Consider the following 15907-nt stretch of genomic DNA (forward strand, 5'->3'; position numbering starts at 1 on the left):
ACTTTTCAGATTAAATTCGTTGACCAAGCCTTTTCATTTTGGTACCAGAGATGGCCTTTACTTACCTCAAGCGGACTATCTATATTATTAGTGAACAAGCTGCCTGTGCCTAGTCCCTGAGGCAATGGGCTATGGAGCGAAAATGTCCATTGTGCTATGGCATTCAGCCCGATATTGCTTTCCAAAGCACTGGTTACCCACCACTTCACTCCTAATTCCTCGGCGAAGGTAATCCATTCCATGCTTCCGTGAAATCCACCAACCAGACTGGGTTTTAAAATAATGTAATCCGGCTTAATTATGTGTAGTAATTCTTTCTTTTTTGTTTCAGTGAAAATTCCTATCAATTCTTCATCCAGCGCAATATCCAATATTCCTTCAACGCATAAGTCCCTCATAAGTTCGGTCTGACCTGGCTTTATGGGCTGTTCAATGCTATGAATGTCAAGCTCAGCCAGTCTCTCCAGTTTTTGAAAAACATTATTTTTACTAAAGGCACCGTTTGCATCTACCCTGATTTCAACCTCTTCAGCGCTGTACAGATCACGTATACCTTTAAGGATTTCGATTTCTGTTTCAAAATCGATCGCTCCTATTTTGAGCTTCAGGCAAGTAAAGCCATCGGCCAGACGATCTTTGAGTTGTTCTTCCATGAACTTCCTATCCCCCATCCAGATAAGGCCATTTATTGGTATCGGTGCATTCCCATCTGTAAAATCAGAAGGAAAAAGACAGAATGGATTTTCAGCACGCAGAGATCGGAACGCCTGTTCCAGTCCAAATTGAATACTGGGATATTCCTGCAACTCACGGCGAAGTACCTCCATACCCAAGTCTATTTCTGAACAGACCCATTTTAATTTCTCTTCGTAGTTAGGAACATCGTCAACGCTCAGGCCCTTGAACATGGCACATTCACCTATTCCCACCTTCTGTCCGTCGTTAAGGATGATAAACCATGTTTCTTTTTCCCTCAAAACCCCTCTGGAGGTTCCGCCAGGTCTTTTAAAATGGAGTATGTGTTTTTTAAAAGAAGCTTTCATAAGAAGTTGTGCAAATTTAGCCATAAATGGTCTTTCCTGCTAAATTCCAAACGGTCTCTGGTATAAATGTCTGAGCTGTTGTACCCCAATAGTAAAAACAAATAGAGCTGATCAGATGGAGAGTGATTCCCCTATCGCCAAAAGATGTAGTTTCTTGCCTGCCTTTTTAAATGAATCTTTGGCCTGTTTATGGTCAATTTCAATATAGCCGAAGGTATCGTAATGATAGCCCATTACGGAATCGCATTTGACGAATTCGGAAGCACGGATCGCATCATCAACGCCCATAGTGAAGTTGTCACCAATAGGAAGGATGGCCAGGTCTAAATTGAACTCTTCAGGGATGAGCTTCATATCCATGGTCAGTGCAGTATCGCCGGCGACATAAATAGTCTTTCCGGAAGCACTAAGAATAAATCCCCCCGGTTGTCCGCCATAGGTGCCGTCGGCAAAGGAGGAGGTGTGCACAGCATTTACGTATTTCAACTTACCAAAAGGGAATGACCAGCTACCTCCGTGATTCATGGGATGAACTTCAAAACCTTTTTCCTGGAAGTGCATGGCAATTTCGTAATTGCTGACAATCTTCGAATTGGCTTGTTTTGCAATTGCTTCAACATCCAGGACATGGTCCTGATGGGCATGAGTGAGCAGGATAAAATCAGGATTCAAATCCTTTAGTTTAACTGCGTCATTTATCATGGGATTCCCTGTGATAAAGGGATCTACCAAAAGGGTGTGATCATCAAGTTTTACGGTAAGGGAAGCGTGCCCCAGGAAGGTGATTTCCATACAAATCGATTTGATGGCCCTAATTTATTTAAAATTGAACCAAAATCGAACTCCTTCTGTGGTTTTATCAATATTTAAGTTGGACTGCAACTGATTTACGAGTCGGTTCATCAAACGTATACCCATAGACGAATTGGCTCGCTCTTCAGAATCATCGGGTAAGCCTATCCCGTTATCGGTGTATTCAAAATAGCCCTGATCTCCATTTTTTCTGAGGTGTATGTAAATTTTACCGTTGTTCTTATCTTCAGGAAAGGCGTATTTAAAAGAGTTAGAGACCAGTTCGTTCAGGATCAGGCCAAAGGGTATGGCACGGTCGATGTCGAGTTCAACCCCCTCTGCGTCTATGGTGATATTAATACTGTGACCACCTTTCTTAAAAACCGATTGGACGCTATTTACCAGGCTTTCAATATATCCCTGCATTTCGATGACGGACAGATCGTCGTTCTGATAGAGTTTTTGATGAATAAGCGCCATTGCTTTCACCCTGCTCTTTCCTTCTTCCAGGGCTTCTATCGCTGCCTTGCTCCGGGTATTTTTTGTCTGCAGACTCAACAGGCTTGAAACCATTTGCAGGTTATTCTTAACGCGGTGATGAATTTCTTTCAGCAAGGAATCCTTTTCCACCAGGGCATTCTCAATTATGTGTTTTTGCTCTGCGATCAGCCTTTGATTCTTTATACTTTTCAGATAGGCAAATACCAATCCGGCAAAACCCAAAAGAGTAAAAATCAGAGAGATAAAGACTAAATTTGTCCTTTCATCCATAGCCGCCATATCGCTGCGCGTCTGTTCCATTTCGAGTTTCTGAAGACTGATCTGTCTTCTCGAATCTTCCAGATTTTCTTCCGCGATTATTGTAGCAATCTGCTGCGTTTTTATTGAGGATTGATTTATTTCGAGAGAATCCCGTATCCTCACGTTCTCTTTCAAATACATCGCCTGGTTCTTAAAATCGCCTATCCGGTCGTAGTATACCGCGTATAAGCGGTTCTTTTTGATAATCTGACTGGGTTTCGTTAACTCCAGGTCGATATCCAGATAATCCTTTGCGATATTTAGCCTGTTCAATCTGAGATGGCATTCGGCAAGGGCGAGTACATTTTCATTTACCTCTGTAGAGGTACGTCCTATATTGTTTTCCTCAATAATTGATATACTGGTTTCGAGATAAGGAATGGCCTCCTCGAACTGGCCCATTTGCAGATAACACTTCCCAATATTTCCTTCGATGATTCCTTTGAGCAGATTTGCATTGATGATGTCACTCTCGGTTTTTACAACGCTCATATCGTTGTGGTACACATCGATTAATCCTTTGGCCTTGGAAAAATTGGTAAGAGCGGTGGAAGTTGTTTTATCGAGCAGCAGAAAATTTCCTATGGAATTATGATATATCGCGCGGCCGTAATAATCGTTATCCTCAAATTCATTCTTATTGTCCATGATATAATCTTTCATGGCCTGTCTGTGAAAACCTAAATTGGAATAGATGTCGTAAAAGGAAATATTGTTTTTAAAGCCTAATTCTCTTTTTTTCTTGCGTATTTCTACCTGTTTGTCGTAGAGTTCGAGTCGGGAATAGTTATCGTCTAAAATATTGAGCAATAATTCTTTGGCAGGCTTGTCTAATTTGTGTTTTTCACTGTAGATCTTTGTTGCGACAGCTACACTCCGATCGTAGTCTCCCAGGTCAAAATAAATTTGAGATTGAATGAGTTTGTACTTTTTAACGGCCAGAGAATCGCCACCGTTCTCGGCACTTTTAATGTATCTTTCCACAGCATCCAACCAGTCGTAGGCCGAATTCGTATTGTATCTGTTCACTGTCTCAAAAAAGAAACTGAACCTATCCGAAACGGACTCCGCATTCTGGAATTTGAGCAAAGCATCGTTATCTAATGGGTCTAAATCCTGTGCAAAGCCGGATAAAGCCGCAAAAGCGAAATAAAAGTATAAAATGATGCCAAGCTTTTTTGCCATAACACGCTTAGTACATAGAAGTAATTTCCTTCATAAAATTTTGGGTTCCTTCCCTTGGAATACGTCCCTCAAACTTACCATTATTTAACGGGCTGGTTTAATATTTGTTGTAAACTGTATTGGATGTGTTGTTAATTCCCTTTCCCGGATAATCCATGAATTTTTAAGTCTCAATAATAATTCTAATTGTCGTATTGGGAGATTCAAATGAAACTCAATAATTTTTTGATATAAAATGCCTTGTCGGGCTGTAACGCCGTTGTCTATTGCAGGGTAAAAAAAGAGGTAAGATTTGGGAAGTTCGAAGAACGCTTTAAAAATAGCAGGATGCTGCCTGAGATTTGCTGAAATGTTGTGAAAGTGCGCTCAGGTGTTGTGAAATGAGTTATTCTGTTTGTCAAAGCATCCCTCTCCCCTTCTCACGACTACAATAAGAGCGAACTTTCATTCCTGATACTAATAAAAAAAGGGTCTGCCTTAATTGGCAAAACCCTTTTTAACGAGAACACTATATGAAAATGAAAAAAGTTAATGTCTATTTCGAATACTAAAATACCCCATCAGAGTGATAAGGGAAAAGTATTGTTGTAAAAGCACAGAAAGTTGTGGTGAAGAGACAAATTCGCCAGAAACAACTCAAATCTAGAAGTGATTTGGCAGTACGCCAATCCTTAAGAATTCATTGCTGAAATGATAAATTCCTTAAAATCTTTGGAGATGGGAATCAACGTATTATTGATCATGATATCCTTAGAATTAATGGCATCTATGTGATCAACGTTGACAATATATGACTTGTGGGCCCTGTAAAACTTGTTTTTGGGAAGTTTCTCCAAATAGTCTTTTAGAGGAGACCGCACTAAAAATTTCTTATCCACGGTGTTTACTTCGAGGTAAACATTGTCTGCTTTGATGAATTGAATGTCTTCAAATTGAATCCGGTAGTAAAGGTGTTGCTTTTTTACAAAGATAGAGTCTTTAAGAACCGAATTAGAAACCACTTTTTCAGTGGTATCTTCAGAAGGCGAATCCCCTCTTCCTTTTTCAGAATAGTCAAAGTTAGAAAGGGCAATTTCTATGGAGGTATAGAGGTCCTGCTGCTCAAAAGGTTTCACCAGGTAACCGTTAGGTTTCACGGTCTTTGCATTTTCTACTGTTGCCCTATCCGAGTTAGAGGTTACGAAAATAAACGGGATGTTGTATTTCTCACGGATGTGTTTTCCGAGATCGATTCCGGTCTTATCTGAAGCAAGGATGATATCGATCAGAACCAGGTCTACGTGGTTATTTTTTAAGACCTCTTCGGCCTGTTCATAAACAATGACGTTATCGACGATCTCATAGCCTATTTCTTCAAGCATAGACTGCATATCGTCTGCAATGATCACATTATCTTCTACAATAAGGATCTTTATGGGTTGTTCCAAAATGTATGGGGTTTATGACGGTTATGGTATTCAAATTTACAAAAAAATATTAAACCCAAGATAAAAGAGTAAGGCCATGAAAAAGGTACTCAAAGCCACTTTTTTAAGTTCCGGATCAAAGTCGACCGGGGACTTAATTTGTCGAACCCTTAGGGCGTGTATTGTTAATGGGATAAAGACAATCAGGCATAAGAACTGATACCATTCTGCATCAACCCAAATTAAATAGTAAAGCATACATAGCAGTGAAACGAGCAATAAAAAGAAATGATATGCTTTGGCCCGGGGAATTCCCAGTTTTACCACCAAGGTGTTTTTTCCTACCCTCGAATCGGAGATAAAGTCTCTCATATTATTCAGATTCAAAACCGCGGTACTCAACAAACCGACGGTTACGGCGGGCAGCAAATCGGTCCATCCAAGTTCTTTTGTAAATAAAAAAAGTGATCCCAGAACACTCAGCAAGCCAAAAAAACAAAAGACAAATAAATCCCCAAGACCTTTGTACCCGTATGCCGAATCCCCTACGGTATATTTAATGGCCGCCCAAACTGCTGTAATTCCCAGGACAGAGAATAAAAGAATGAATGCAGGATAGCCTTCAAAAGCGGCGTAAAGAAGCAGGCCAATAAAGATAAGGGTGATTACTACGGAGAGACGTATTCCTGTTCTGAGTTCTTTCCGGGACAACGAACCACTCTGCAAAGCCCGTTTCGGTCCTATCCGTTCGTCATTGTCGGTGCCTTTCACCCCGTCACCATAATCATTGGCGAGATTAGATATAATTTGTAACCCAAGAGTGGATACTAATGCAAGGATAAAGACGATTCTATCAGACTGACCGTAAATGGCAGCCATCCCGCATCCAACCAAAATGCCGGACACCGATAAGGGCAGCGTTCTCAATCGAACTGCACTTAACCAGGCTTTTGTTTTCAAATATATTAATTGGCGGGTTCTATCTTGAGTCGCTTACCTTCTTTGTAAGAAGCCACAAAAGCATCTTCAAAGCCAAGATTTACAAGTTGTTTCCTGAACTTCTGCGCTTCATCAAGGGTTTCAAAATTCCCGAGCGAATAGGAATAAAAAGGATTAGTTTTTACAAACAAGGTATTATTTAAAGACTGAGAAGACAATGTGAGGTTATTATCGACAAAGGATTTAATCTGAACCGAATATATGGTCTCTTTTTCAAGGAAATTTTTAGCCAGATAAAACTCCTTCACCAGACTTAATTCTTCGTTTTCTTTTTTGAGATTATCAATTCTGTCTTTAAAACTCTGCAGACTGTCTAGAGGTACAGAAAAACTATTTTCAGCTACCTGGGAACTGGAGGTACTCAAGCCGGCTGTAAAAGAGGTAATAGCAAGGGAAGCAATAAGGAATAATACCGTTACTCCCGCAAAGATATTTCGCTGTATCTTACTGCGTTTCAGCTCTTTATTCTTGTATTTGATCTGATCTAAAAGTCGCTCATTAATAATTTGAGCCTTGTCGATATCTTTGTGTAATTCCAGCAGGTCGCTTTCCTCTATAAATGGCATATGTGCAGTTTTAAAAAGTGGGTCCTAAATATAACCAAAAAGCTCAGAATCAAAAAATAATAACTAGTATTTAGAGAATAGGATTCAGTATTTTAAATGAGACCAGAAAAGAAGCGCATCTCATTAGTCGTTTCGCGTTTTACTTTACCAACTGAATACCATCTTTCTCCAGGGTTATTCGCTTCGCTTTATACAAGGTACCAATGGCTTTTTTAAAGGTTTTCTTGCTCATTGAAAACACTGACCTGATCTCCTCAGGGCTAGATGAATCATTGAGATTAAGAAAGCCGTCGCTATGCAGCAATTTTTGGTAGATGAGATCGGCCGCCGGCTCCAATGCTTTAAGTCCAATGGGTTGAAGAGCAATATCGAGTTTTTTATCAGGGCGAATTTGTTTTACGTAGCCCTTAATCTTGTCCCCTACGCTAATTTCCTGAAATACATCGCTGTGGAAAATGAGGCCCCTATGGCTTCCGTTCACTACCACATCCCATCCTAAATCAGATCGACGGTAGACCAAAAGAGAGACTTCTTCATTTAAACTGAGCTCTGTATTCTCGTTTGACAGGAATTTAGAAAGTCGACTCGACCCCACCAACCGAAATGATTTTTCATCCAGATAGCAGTAGACTACCTCCCAGGATCCCTGAACCATTTTACTTCTCTGTTCCCGATACGGAACCAATAGATGTTTTTCCAGACCCCAGTCCATAAAAGCACCTATTTCGTTCACTTCTGCTACCCGCAGATACGCAAAACTATTTCTTTTGATAAAGGGTTTGAGTGTTGTGGCAATGGGCCGCTCCTCATGATCGAGGTAACAGAATACTTCTAGTTTTTGACCTATTTCAAAATCCTCCGGCGCATATTTGGTAGGCAGAAGCAGATCGTCCACATCTTCATCCCCGAGGAATAGACCAACACTTGTACTTCTAAGAATTGTAAGCTCGTTGTAATTACCCAATTCAATCATAATTCCATCCCCGGCTGCATTAATCTACCTGGATTCGCAGCCTTAGTCATCCAGTTAATTGGCATTAATTGTAGATATTCTCTTTTTCAAATTTCCTGGTGAGCAGATAGTAAATCACCGCACGGTACTTCGTGCGCTCTGAGACGCCGTATTCCTCAATGATATCAAGTATGGCTTTATCGAGGACTTCACTATCCTGCAGGCCCAGTTTATTGATCAAAAAATTATCCTTAACCCTGGCCAGCTCCGCTTCATTCGAGCCTGAGACATTAGCCGAATCGCGATTGTAGATGGAAGGGCCTAAGCCTATGGTTACTTTTCGAAGCAGTGCCATATCAGGTTGGTGATTAAACTTTGTCCTTAATGTTTCTGCGTATTTCTCAATCAATACTTCCCTTTTGTTGGCCATAGAATAAAACTTAGTTAGTGAATATGAAGAGTGTCAAGTTATAAAATCAAAGTACTCGAGCAAAATCTTGTCGTTGAGATCAGCAGGAGTCCTTACTTCAAGTAGCTTGGGTTGGTCTGAACGGGTGTAGAAATCATTTAGGGCATTCTTCAACCCGGCCTTGTCACTTGCCATGTGATATTCAAAGCCAAATAATTCACAGAGTGGCTGAGCATTCATATGGTGTGCAGTCTCAAAAAAGGTTTTAAAATTCCTGGAATTTTCTTTGCCAGGCAGAATCCTGAAAATGCCCCCTCCTCCATTATTGACCAAAATGATCCTGAAATCGGGCCGAATAAACGTATTCCATAGGCCATTGCTGTCATAGAAAAAACTGAGATCTCCTGTGATCAATACAGTAGGGCCTTTATAATGAACAGCAGCACCAACAGCTGTAGAAGTACTGCCATCGATACCACTTGTTCCACGATTGCAATACACCGACTGACCGGGTATCATATCAAAGAGCTGGGCATAACGAACCGTTGAGCTGTTGGCTAATTGCACCATGGCATCCTTTGGAAGACTTTGAATGAGCTTTTCAAAAGCCCACATATCTGAAAAGGGTATTTGCTTAAGGTATTCCTGCCTCCTGCCCATATAACCATCACGAACCCCGAGCCAATTGGAGCGATAGTTGCTGCTAGTTTTTGTGATTCCAGGAATGAATGAGCTGAGGAATTTGGAAGCAGTGGTTTTAAAATGGTGGTTTAAAGTGAAATAAGTGTCAAATGCTTTATGTTGATTGACGTGCCAATGTTGTTTGGGCTTGTAGTTTCTCAGAAAGGCCTTAATTTTTTTGGACACTACCAATCCTCCGAAAGTTAAAAGTATTTCGGGTTGTAATTCCTTAAATTTTTGTTCTCTGTCCTCCGATTTCTCAATAGGGAAAATGATGCTGTCTATACTGGGAATAATGTTCGGGTGATGCAAATTGGAGGTAGTTTCTGTAAAGATCAGGACCGAAGGATCATCCGCAAGGGATTGGAGCCATTTGGTTTCGATTTCGCCGGGCGACATTACCCCTACCAAAATCATTTTTTTAGAAGCTGTATTCCATTGGTCTTGAAAATCGGAAAGGTCTCCCGCTTCTTCATTTGTACTCTTTTGTCCGGAGCTCAGATCTAAGTATTTATCGAGGGAGGACACTGTATCGTACAGGGGTTCTTCAAATGGGATATTGATATGTACGGGCAAGGATTTTTGAAACAAAACATCAAAAGCCCGACCTAGTTCGTTCTTGTTATATTCCCAAATTTCTTCCTGAATGTTTGTAACCGATCTACCCTCGGGAAGCATTTGAGGAGCGAAGGTGGAGATGGATTTAGTAGCATGACTTACATCGAGTTTTAAATTCGCACTGTAACCAATATGACGATCAAAAACGCGGTCCTGCCTTATGGTTTGCCCGTCTCCTATATCAATTTTGTAAGGGGGTCTGTCTGCGGAGACAACCAATAAAGGATGATCGCTGTAAAATGCTTCGGCTACTGCCGGATAGAAATTAAGCAGAGCACTCCCTGAGGTACAAAGCACTATGGCCGGTTGTTTCAATTGCTGTGTAATACCTATGGCAAAAAAGGCAGCTGCTCGTTCGTCGACAATACTGTAACAATTAAAAAAAGGGTCCTCAGAAAAGCCAATAATTAAGGGTGCATTTCTCGAGCCAGGAGAGATCACTACCTGAGAAATATCCATGGCCTTGCAGTATTGAACCAGTAGTTGAGCAGATGGGATACTCGGGTGTCTCATAGGCCTGCAAAAATACAACCCCATAACTTGCTTTCCCAATGATATCCGATAATTCTACAGCACCTTCAGAATGGTCCTGCTTTTTGCAATAGTTTCCTGCCATTCCTTTTCCGGATCGGAATCTCGAGTGATTCCACCGCCAACGTAGACAATCGCTTTCCCTTCTCTGTATTCCATACATCTGAGGTTAACAAACAATTGGATTTCCCGCTGACTCCCTTCCTTTATTTCACCCAGATAGCCTGTGTAAAATTTTCTCGGATAGCCTTCATGTTGCTCTATATAATACATAGATTCCTTTAAGGGTATTCCACAAACCGCGGGTGTAGGGTGCAAGCTACGGATCATGCTGGCAATTTGCTCCGGTTGCACCTTTCCCGAAAGGGTTGTCTTTAAATGCCATAAGGCACCGGCATCTGTTGTCTGGGCCTCAGAACTATTGACCTCAATACCCAGATCTGCTGCAACTTCTAAAATATATTGGGTCACCAATTGCTGTTCCTCCCTTTCCTTGGCCTGCCAGTTTGGTTTTTCTGTACCCGATTTTTCAATGGTGCCTGCAAGGGCAACTGTGGTAAATTGAGCACCTTGTACTTTCAGTAAAATTTCCGGGGTGGCTCCTACCCAGCAACCTACCTTTGGATGGTACCAGCAGTAGCAGAATGCAGTGGGGTATTCCCTACTAAGTTGGTTGAAAATATTAATTGCTGAATTGGCTGTAGCTACTTCAATTGGTCTTGACAAAACCACCTTTCTTAGATCATGTTGCTGTATGGCCGTAATTGCATCCGCTACTAGTTTTTTATATCGGCTTGCCTCCTTTTGATCCTCAATATGTTGGCGCAGGCTACTTTCTTTTGGTAATTCTGTATTGTGGAGCTTTGCAATTAGGACATCATCGGGTCGTAAGAGTATGGTTCGCTGACCATCATCAAAGGGACTGAAAACAAAACCCGGTTCAGTAAAATTTGAGGTGAAGTTCAGGCTGGCATCAGATTGAAGAATAGCCTTCAGTTCTGAAGCCCCGGGGTACTTAAAAATTACAAAAGGCAAGTGATTTTGATGATGAGCCTCTAACTGAGCCAACAACTCGTCCTGAATCTTATTTTTTGGGGAGGGCAATGGTCGTGAGTTTACATTGGGAAATTAAGCGATCTTCTTCATCGGTAATCCTGATCTCCCACAACTGGGTAGTCCGGCCTTTGTGGAGGATACTTGCTTTGGCATATACCCATCCTTCTTTGACGCTGCGAACGTGGTTAGCCGCTATTTCTATCCCCCGAACAAAAAAGGACTGGCCATCGAGAAAGACGTACGATGCAGCAGAACCAACACTCTCTGCCAAAGCCACGGTGGCGCCTCCATGAAGCACCCCATCTGGCTGGTGCACCTTCGGGCTTACCGGCATCCTTGCGATAAGAAAGTTTTCACCTACATCTACATATTCAATCTCAAGAGTTTCCATCAGGGTGTTCTTTCTGATCTCATTACAGACCTGAAGGATTTTGGCTTTGTAATCGCTCATTTCAAATTTTTGACAAAATTAAGCATTCTCGGATCAATAAGGCATTTGTAGCTTATTCCTATAGATTCTATAAGATTTACCTCTTATCGGTGTAACACATTTACTTTTTTTTCGTCTTTTAAACAAATACCTAACTGATTATCCGAATAAAGCAAACATTGATTATTGAACTAACCGGAGGTTGATTCGATATTTAAACTACCCTGCGAAAATTCATTCTTATTCGATGGTAATCACAATAACAGTATTGTGAATGTTGAATTAGAGCGGCACAGGTATTACTTTGAAGTTTTCTTGAATAATCCACTATTCAAGGGCGTTCCCTCTGATTCTATAAAAGAACTACTCCGTTTATCACGGAGCCGCATTTGTACAAATCGCACCTGTGTGCTGGATACCAGGGACACCTCCCATCATTTCTTCTTCGTAATTACCGGAAAGCTTAAGGTCTATGTGTTTGACTCCAAGAATGACCGGCAGCTCACGCTTACACTATTGCTTTCTGACGATGTGTTTAGTGTGATGTCGTTGTTTGGCGGCTTAAAGCGCAAGGTCTATTACGAGACGCTCGAAAGGACAGAATTGCTTTATGTGCCGCTACCGGAAATGAAGAAATGGTTAATACAAAATCACGATTTTAGCTTGTCCCTGATGAAATACATGGCATATAAAATCCAAACCCTGGAAAAATCAGTGACCAATATTGTGATGGAGGATATTCCAACCCGACTTGCCAAATTGCTCTACAAGAACATGGATAAGAATACGGGTGTCATTGAGCATATCAATGATCTATCCCATGACGAAATTGGCGCTTTAATCGGCACCACCAGATCTGTTGTAAACAGGCACATCAATGGTTTAAAAGATCAGGGGATATTGGAAGTGGGAAGGAAATATATGCGAATTACTTCTATTGAAGGCCTGAAACGAGAATTTCAACACAGCCGGGTCTGATTCCTTTTTTTCAATTCATAAAATAGTCTTAAAGTGTTACCTAGAGCACACTGAGGTATGTTGTAGTGACTGTACCTTAACACTAATCAAAGTTTATAATATCCATCATCATGTCAATCAAAAAATCAAAACACTATGAGAACACTTCTTATCTTAGGTGTTACTGCATTCATCTGCAGTTTCACTACTGCCCAACAACTCTATAGAGCTCCCAGCACGGTAGATCTAAAGTTAATTACAGTTAGACCATTAAACATTTCCTACGTACATTCTGTGGTTGACGAGAGAATGCCCGAAGCGGTCACTAAACTCGAGAACAAGGCTGCCCGGTACAACATCACAGAGAATCCCATTTACGACGGAAACTTTGAGGCCTATGAGGTTATTTTTTCTCAGAATAACGGCACCATTATCGCCACCTATGATCAGCACGGAAAAATCATACAGACCTCAGAGCGTTTTAAAAACATAACCTTACCCGCTTTTATCAGAAACAAAATCCACTCTGAAAATCCGGGTTGGACCATCCACTCAGATCTGTACCTGGTCTCTTACTTTGGAAACAAGGAAGTGAAAAAGGTCTGTAAAATACAAATTCGGAAAGACGGTATGCGTAAAAACCTCAAGATTGAAATATAGCAACACGGAACAATAATCAGTCTGTGATTGTTCATCAGCATGTAAGTAAGTTGAGATTGACCTCATTGCCAATTATTAATCATTTAAAATCATTCATCATGAAAAAAACAGTTCTAAGCCTAATTTTAATTAGCGTAGTTTGTATCGGCTTTGCTCAGGAAAATGAGCAGGCAATTGAATTGAAAGGTGTAACGGTAAGTCCGTTAAACCTCGATTATGTATATACTGTTGTAGATAAAAACATGCCTATATCAGTACAGAAGTTAGAAAGAAAAGCAGCTCAGTTTGATGTAACCGAATTAGACATTTACAACGGCCAATTTGAAGCTTACGAAGTTTTCTTTGAGCAAAACAATGGCAGCATCATAGCTACTTACGATTCTGAGGGTAAGATCTTGCAATCTTATGAACGCTTCAAGGATATAACACTCCCCCTGGCTGTAAGGGAACATATTCATAAAGCTCATCCAGGCTGGACCATAAACAAGGACATTTATATAGTGTCCTATTATGACGACAGGGATGTTTCTAAAGTGGCCAAGGTTCAATTGATAAAAGACGGACTCAAGAAAAATTTGAAAGTTGATATCAATGAGGTTTACCAATTGGCACAAAATTAAAAGTACAGCTATGCAATGAGGTAATATACTGTACGCCGATGGAAAAGCGCAAGATTTGACTTTTGCGCTTTTTTATTTTAGACGAAAATGCTATTAATTTTACAGCAGAGGGCGATGTGTTTTTGTATTTTTAGGTATGGATCTGACACAGAAAGACATCAGCTTTACGAACCGAAAACCGTATGCCACTTTAAATAAGCTTCATTCCAAAACAAAGTATGTGTGGTTTGTTTTTCACGGAATGGGCTACCTGAGTAAATACTTCCTGAGATATTTTAAAGATCTCAATCACGAAGAAAACTACCTTATAGCGCCTCAGGCACCTTCTAAGTATTACATGAATGGAGAATTTAAACACGTGGGCGCAAGCTGGCTAACCAAGGAAGACACGGAAATGGAAATTGACAATATTATGGAATACCTCGACGCTGTTCTGCAACAAGAGGCGTTACCTGAAAATGTCAAATTGGTGATCTTCGGGTACTCACAGGGAGTATCTATTGCGATGCGATGGGTGGCGAGAAAAAAAATAGTTTGTAGTCATTTGATCTTGTATGCGGGCGGTATGCCCAACGAGCTGAAAGTTCATGATTTAAGCCATCTCCGTGAATCCACCCAAATACGATTTTTTGTAGGGAAACACGATGAGTACATAACACCAGCGCGATGGGATGCAGAAAAAAGGAAAATTGAGCATCTTTTTCAAGGCAAGGCTGCTATTGAAATTTTTGTTGGCGGGCATGAAGTAAAAAACGAAATCATCAAAAAGTTACCGTGAACCTGAACAAAATTAGCCTGGAAAATAAACGGGTAAAGCTCATACCCCTGTCAGAAGACCATCTAGAGCAACTTTTGCCAATAGCAATAGAACCAGGCCTTATCCGGTATTCACCTTCAGTGATCCATTCAGAAGCTGCCTTATCTGCCTATATTAAAAATGCCCTGGAACAGCGGGATAAAAGGCTGGCTATTCCCTTTCTTGTGATTGATAATAAATCTGCAGCCACGGCCGGTTGTACACGATATATGCATATCGATTGGACTAACAAGGTCCTTCATATTGGGGCTACCTGGCTGGGACGAAAATTTCACGGGAGCGGCCTCAATACTCATATGAAGAGTCTGATGATTGATTACGCTTTTCAAGTATTGAAATTTGAAAAGGTTGAATTCCGAATTGATGAGAGAAATCTTCGTTCCAGGAAGGCTGTGGAAAAACTAGGCGCCGAACTTGAAGGCATCTTGTTAAAAAATGTTTATCTCTCTGATGGTTTTAAACGAAATACATGCTGTTATGGTCTGTTCCCGGAGTCCTGGGAAGAAATTAAACCTAAGCTGTTCAGCACATCCAAATAATGATCTGAAAAAGCGTTAGCTCTCTGCCCAAATTAAACCCTTGTTGCAAGCAATAAACCCCCGTCTATGGCGTTCTAAAAGTCCAACAACGCTGTTCACATTTTTAAATAAATCCCCAGAATCCTACTTATGAAAATTTGCGCCGTCCTTGCACTTGCCTTACTTGCTTTCACCAGTGTATCAGCCAATTGTAACAATGCCTATGCCTCCGCAGCTTACAGTTTGTCTCATGCGAAAAAATCAATGGGGGCAAATAACTTTGAACACCAGCAATATTATGCAGAAAGGGCGTTGACTGCCTTTGAAAAAGCAAAGGCACAAAATGAAAATTGTGGTTGCCAGAAGGCCACTGATCCTATTCTGGACGGAATTGAAAATTTGGAAACAGCCTTAAAACAAGAGAAGTGGGAAATGGGTCGTTTCTACACTAAAAAAGCCCTTGAAAATGCAGAACAGCTTCTGGGAAATCTGGATATATGCACTATAGGAATCACAAATGAAGAAAATCCTGAGTCCTCTGAGAAGGTCCCGCCCGTAATAGAGGATTTGACTTCTACTCCTGAGGAAAGTGTATCGGAGGAGTGGGAAATTAAGAAAAATTATCAGCAGCAGGCAGAAGCCGAACTGGCCGAATTGGAAAAATCGATTCGGGAACTCGTCACCTTATTTCAATGTGATAAGGCCAAACAAATTCTCAATTCACGAAAAGTAAAGACAGAAGAAGAGCTCAGGGTCGAAAGCCTCAAAACACTTAGGGCGTTTTATGTGTCCCAGACAATAGCCATTCACAACAAGGCTCTTTTTGCGATGATAGAGTGCTCCAAGAAATTAGAATAACCTCACAA

At 40.9% G+C, this 15907-nt stretch carries 17 protein-coding genes; 6 read left to right on the plus strand and 11 right to left on the minus strand.

The window, feature by feature from the left end; genetic code table 11:
- Positions 1-5: 5 nt before the first annotated feature.
- The 11 genes from EQY75_RS07075 to EQY75_RS07125 all read right to left on the minus strand — a co-directional run bounded on the left by EQY75_RS07075 (position 6) and on the right by EQY75_RS07125 (position 11490).
- On the minus strand, positions 6-1043 hold the full coding sequence (locus EQY75_RS07075; RefSeq protein ID WP_129607016.1) for an o-succinylbenzoate synthase: 1038 nt from the start codon (positions 1041-1043) through the stop codon (positions 6-8).
- Between the two features lie 111 nt (positions 1044-1154).
- The gene (locus EQY75_RS07080) at positions 1155-1835 is read right to left on the minus strand and encodes a metal-dependent hydrolase (RefSeq protein ID WP_129604288.1); all 681 of its coding nucleotides are present in this window, start codon (positions 1833-1835) and stop codon (positions 1155-1157) included.
- 24 nt (positions 1836-1859) lie between these two features.
- Positions 1860-3821, minus strand: a complete 1962-nt coding sequence (locus EQY75_RS07085) for a sensor histidine kinase (RefSeq protein ID WP_129604291.1) — start codon at positions 3819-3821, stop codon at positions 1860-1862.
- Positions 3822-4492: 671 nt separating this feature from the next.
- Entirely contained in the window at positions 4493-5248 is a 756-nt protein-coding gene (locus EQY75_RS07090; RefSeq protein ID WP_129604293.1) for a LytR/AlgR family response regulator transcription factor, read from the minus strand.
- 36 nt (positions 5249-5284) lie between these two features.
- Positions 5285-6187 carry a 1,4-dihydroxy-2-naphthoate octaprenyltransferase gene (gene menA, locus EQY75_RS07095; RefSeq protein ID WP_165200572.1) on the minus strand — a complete coding sequence of 301 codons (903 nt, stop codon included), beginning with the start codon at positions 6185-6187 and terminating at the stop codon, positions 5285-5287.
- A gap of 5 nt (positions 6188-6192) precedes the next feature.
- A complete protein-coding gene (locus EQY75_RS07100) occupies positions 6193-6792 on the minus strand; it encodes an SPOR domain-containing protein (protein ID WP_129604298.1) in 600 nt (199 codons plus the stop codon).
- Between the two features lie 139 nt (positions 6793-6931).
- On the minus strand, positions 6932-7765 hold the full coding sequence (locus EQY75_RS07105) for a CvfB family protein (protein ID WP_129604300.1): 834 nt from the start codon (positions 7763-7765) through the stop codon (positions 6932-6934).
- 64 nt (positions 7766-7829) lie between these two features.
- Positions 7830-8174, minus strand: coding sequence for a DUF2853 family protein (locus EQY75_RS07110; protein WP_129604303.1), 345 nt, complete (start codon positions 8172-8174; stop codon positions 7830-7832).
- 33 nt (positions 8175-8207) lie between these two features.
- A complete protein-coding gene (menD, locus tag EQY75_RS07115; protein ID WP_129604305.1) occupies positions 8208-9965 on the minus strand; it encodes a 2-succinyl-5-enolpyruvyl-6-hydroxy-3-cyclohexene-1-carboxylic-acid synthase in 1758 nt (585 codons plus the stop codon).
- Between the two features lie 54 nt (positions 9966-10019).
- Positions 10020-11087, minus strand: coding sequence for a chorismate-binding protein (locus EQY75_RS07120; protein ID WP_129604307.1), 1068 nt, complete (start codon positions 11085-11087; stop codon positions 10020-10022).
- Entirely contained in the window at positions 11068-11490 is a 423-nt protein-coding gene (locus EQY75_RS07125) for a PaaI family thioesterase (protein WP_129604309.1), read from the minus strand. The genes EQY75_RS07120 and EQY75_RS07125 overlap by 20 nt, the downstream gene beginning before the upstream one ends.
- Positions 11491-11877: 387 nt before the next feature.
- On the opposite strand from EQY75_RS07125, the gene EQY75_RS07130 reads away from it, so the two are divergent.
- From EQY75_RS07130 to EQY75_RS07155, 6 genes are all read left to right on the plus strand, one after another.
- Positions 11878-12447: a Crp/Fnr family transcriptional regulator gene (locus EQY75_RS07130; protein WP_129604312.1), complete on the plus strand. Its 570-nt coding sequence runs from the start codon at positions 11878-11880 to the stop codon at positions 12445-12447.
- Positions 12448-12582: 135 nt separating this feature from the next.
- On the plus strand, positions 12583-13086 hold the full coding sequence (locus tag EQY75_RS07135; RefSeq protein ID WP_129604314.1) for a hypothetical protein: 504 nt from the start codon (positions 12583-12585) through the stop codon (positions 13084-13086).
- A gap of 98 nt (positions 13087-13184) precedes the next feature.
- A complete protein-coding gene (locus EQY75_RS07140; protein WP_129604317.1) occupies positions 13185-13706 on the plus strand; it encodes a hypothetical protein in 522 nt (173 codons plus the stop codon).
- A 136-nt stretch (positions 13707-13842) separates the two neighbouring features.
- Positions 13843-14484 carry an alpha/beta hydrolase gene (locus tag EQY75_RS07145; protein WP_129604319.1) on the plus strand — a complete coding sequence of 214 codons (642 nt, stop codon included), beginning with the start codon at positions 13843-13845 and terminating at the stop codon, positions 14482-14484.
- A complete protein-coding gene (locus tag EQY75_RS07150) occupies positions 14481-15062 on the plus strand; it encodes a GNAT family N-acetyltransferase (RefSeq protein WP_342773964.1) in 582 nt (193 codons plus the stop codon). The genes EQY75_RS07145 and EQY75_RS07150 overlap by 4 nt, the downstream gene beginning before the upstream one ends.
- 129 nt (positions 15063-15191) lie before the next feature.
- A complete protein-coding gene (locus EQY75_RS07155; protein WP_129604321.1) occupies positions 15192-15899 on the plus strand; it encodes a hypothetical protein in 708 nt (235 codons plus the stop codon).
- Positions 15900-15907 lie beyond the last annotated feature (8 nt).

This window comes from Muriicola soli, from assembly GCF_004139715.1.
Classification (GTDB): domain Bacteria; phylum Bacteroidota; class Bacteroidia; order Flavobacteriales; family Flavobacteriaceae; genus Muriicola; species Muriicola soli.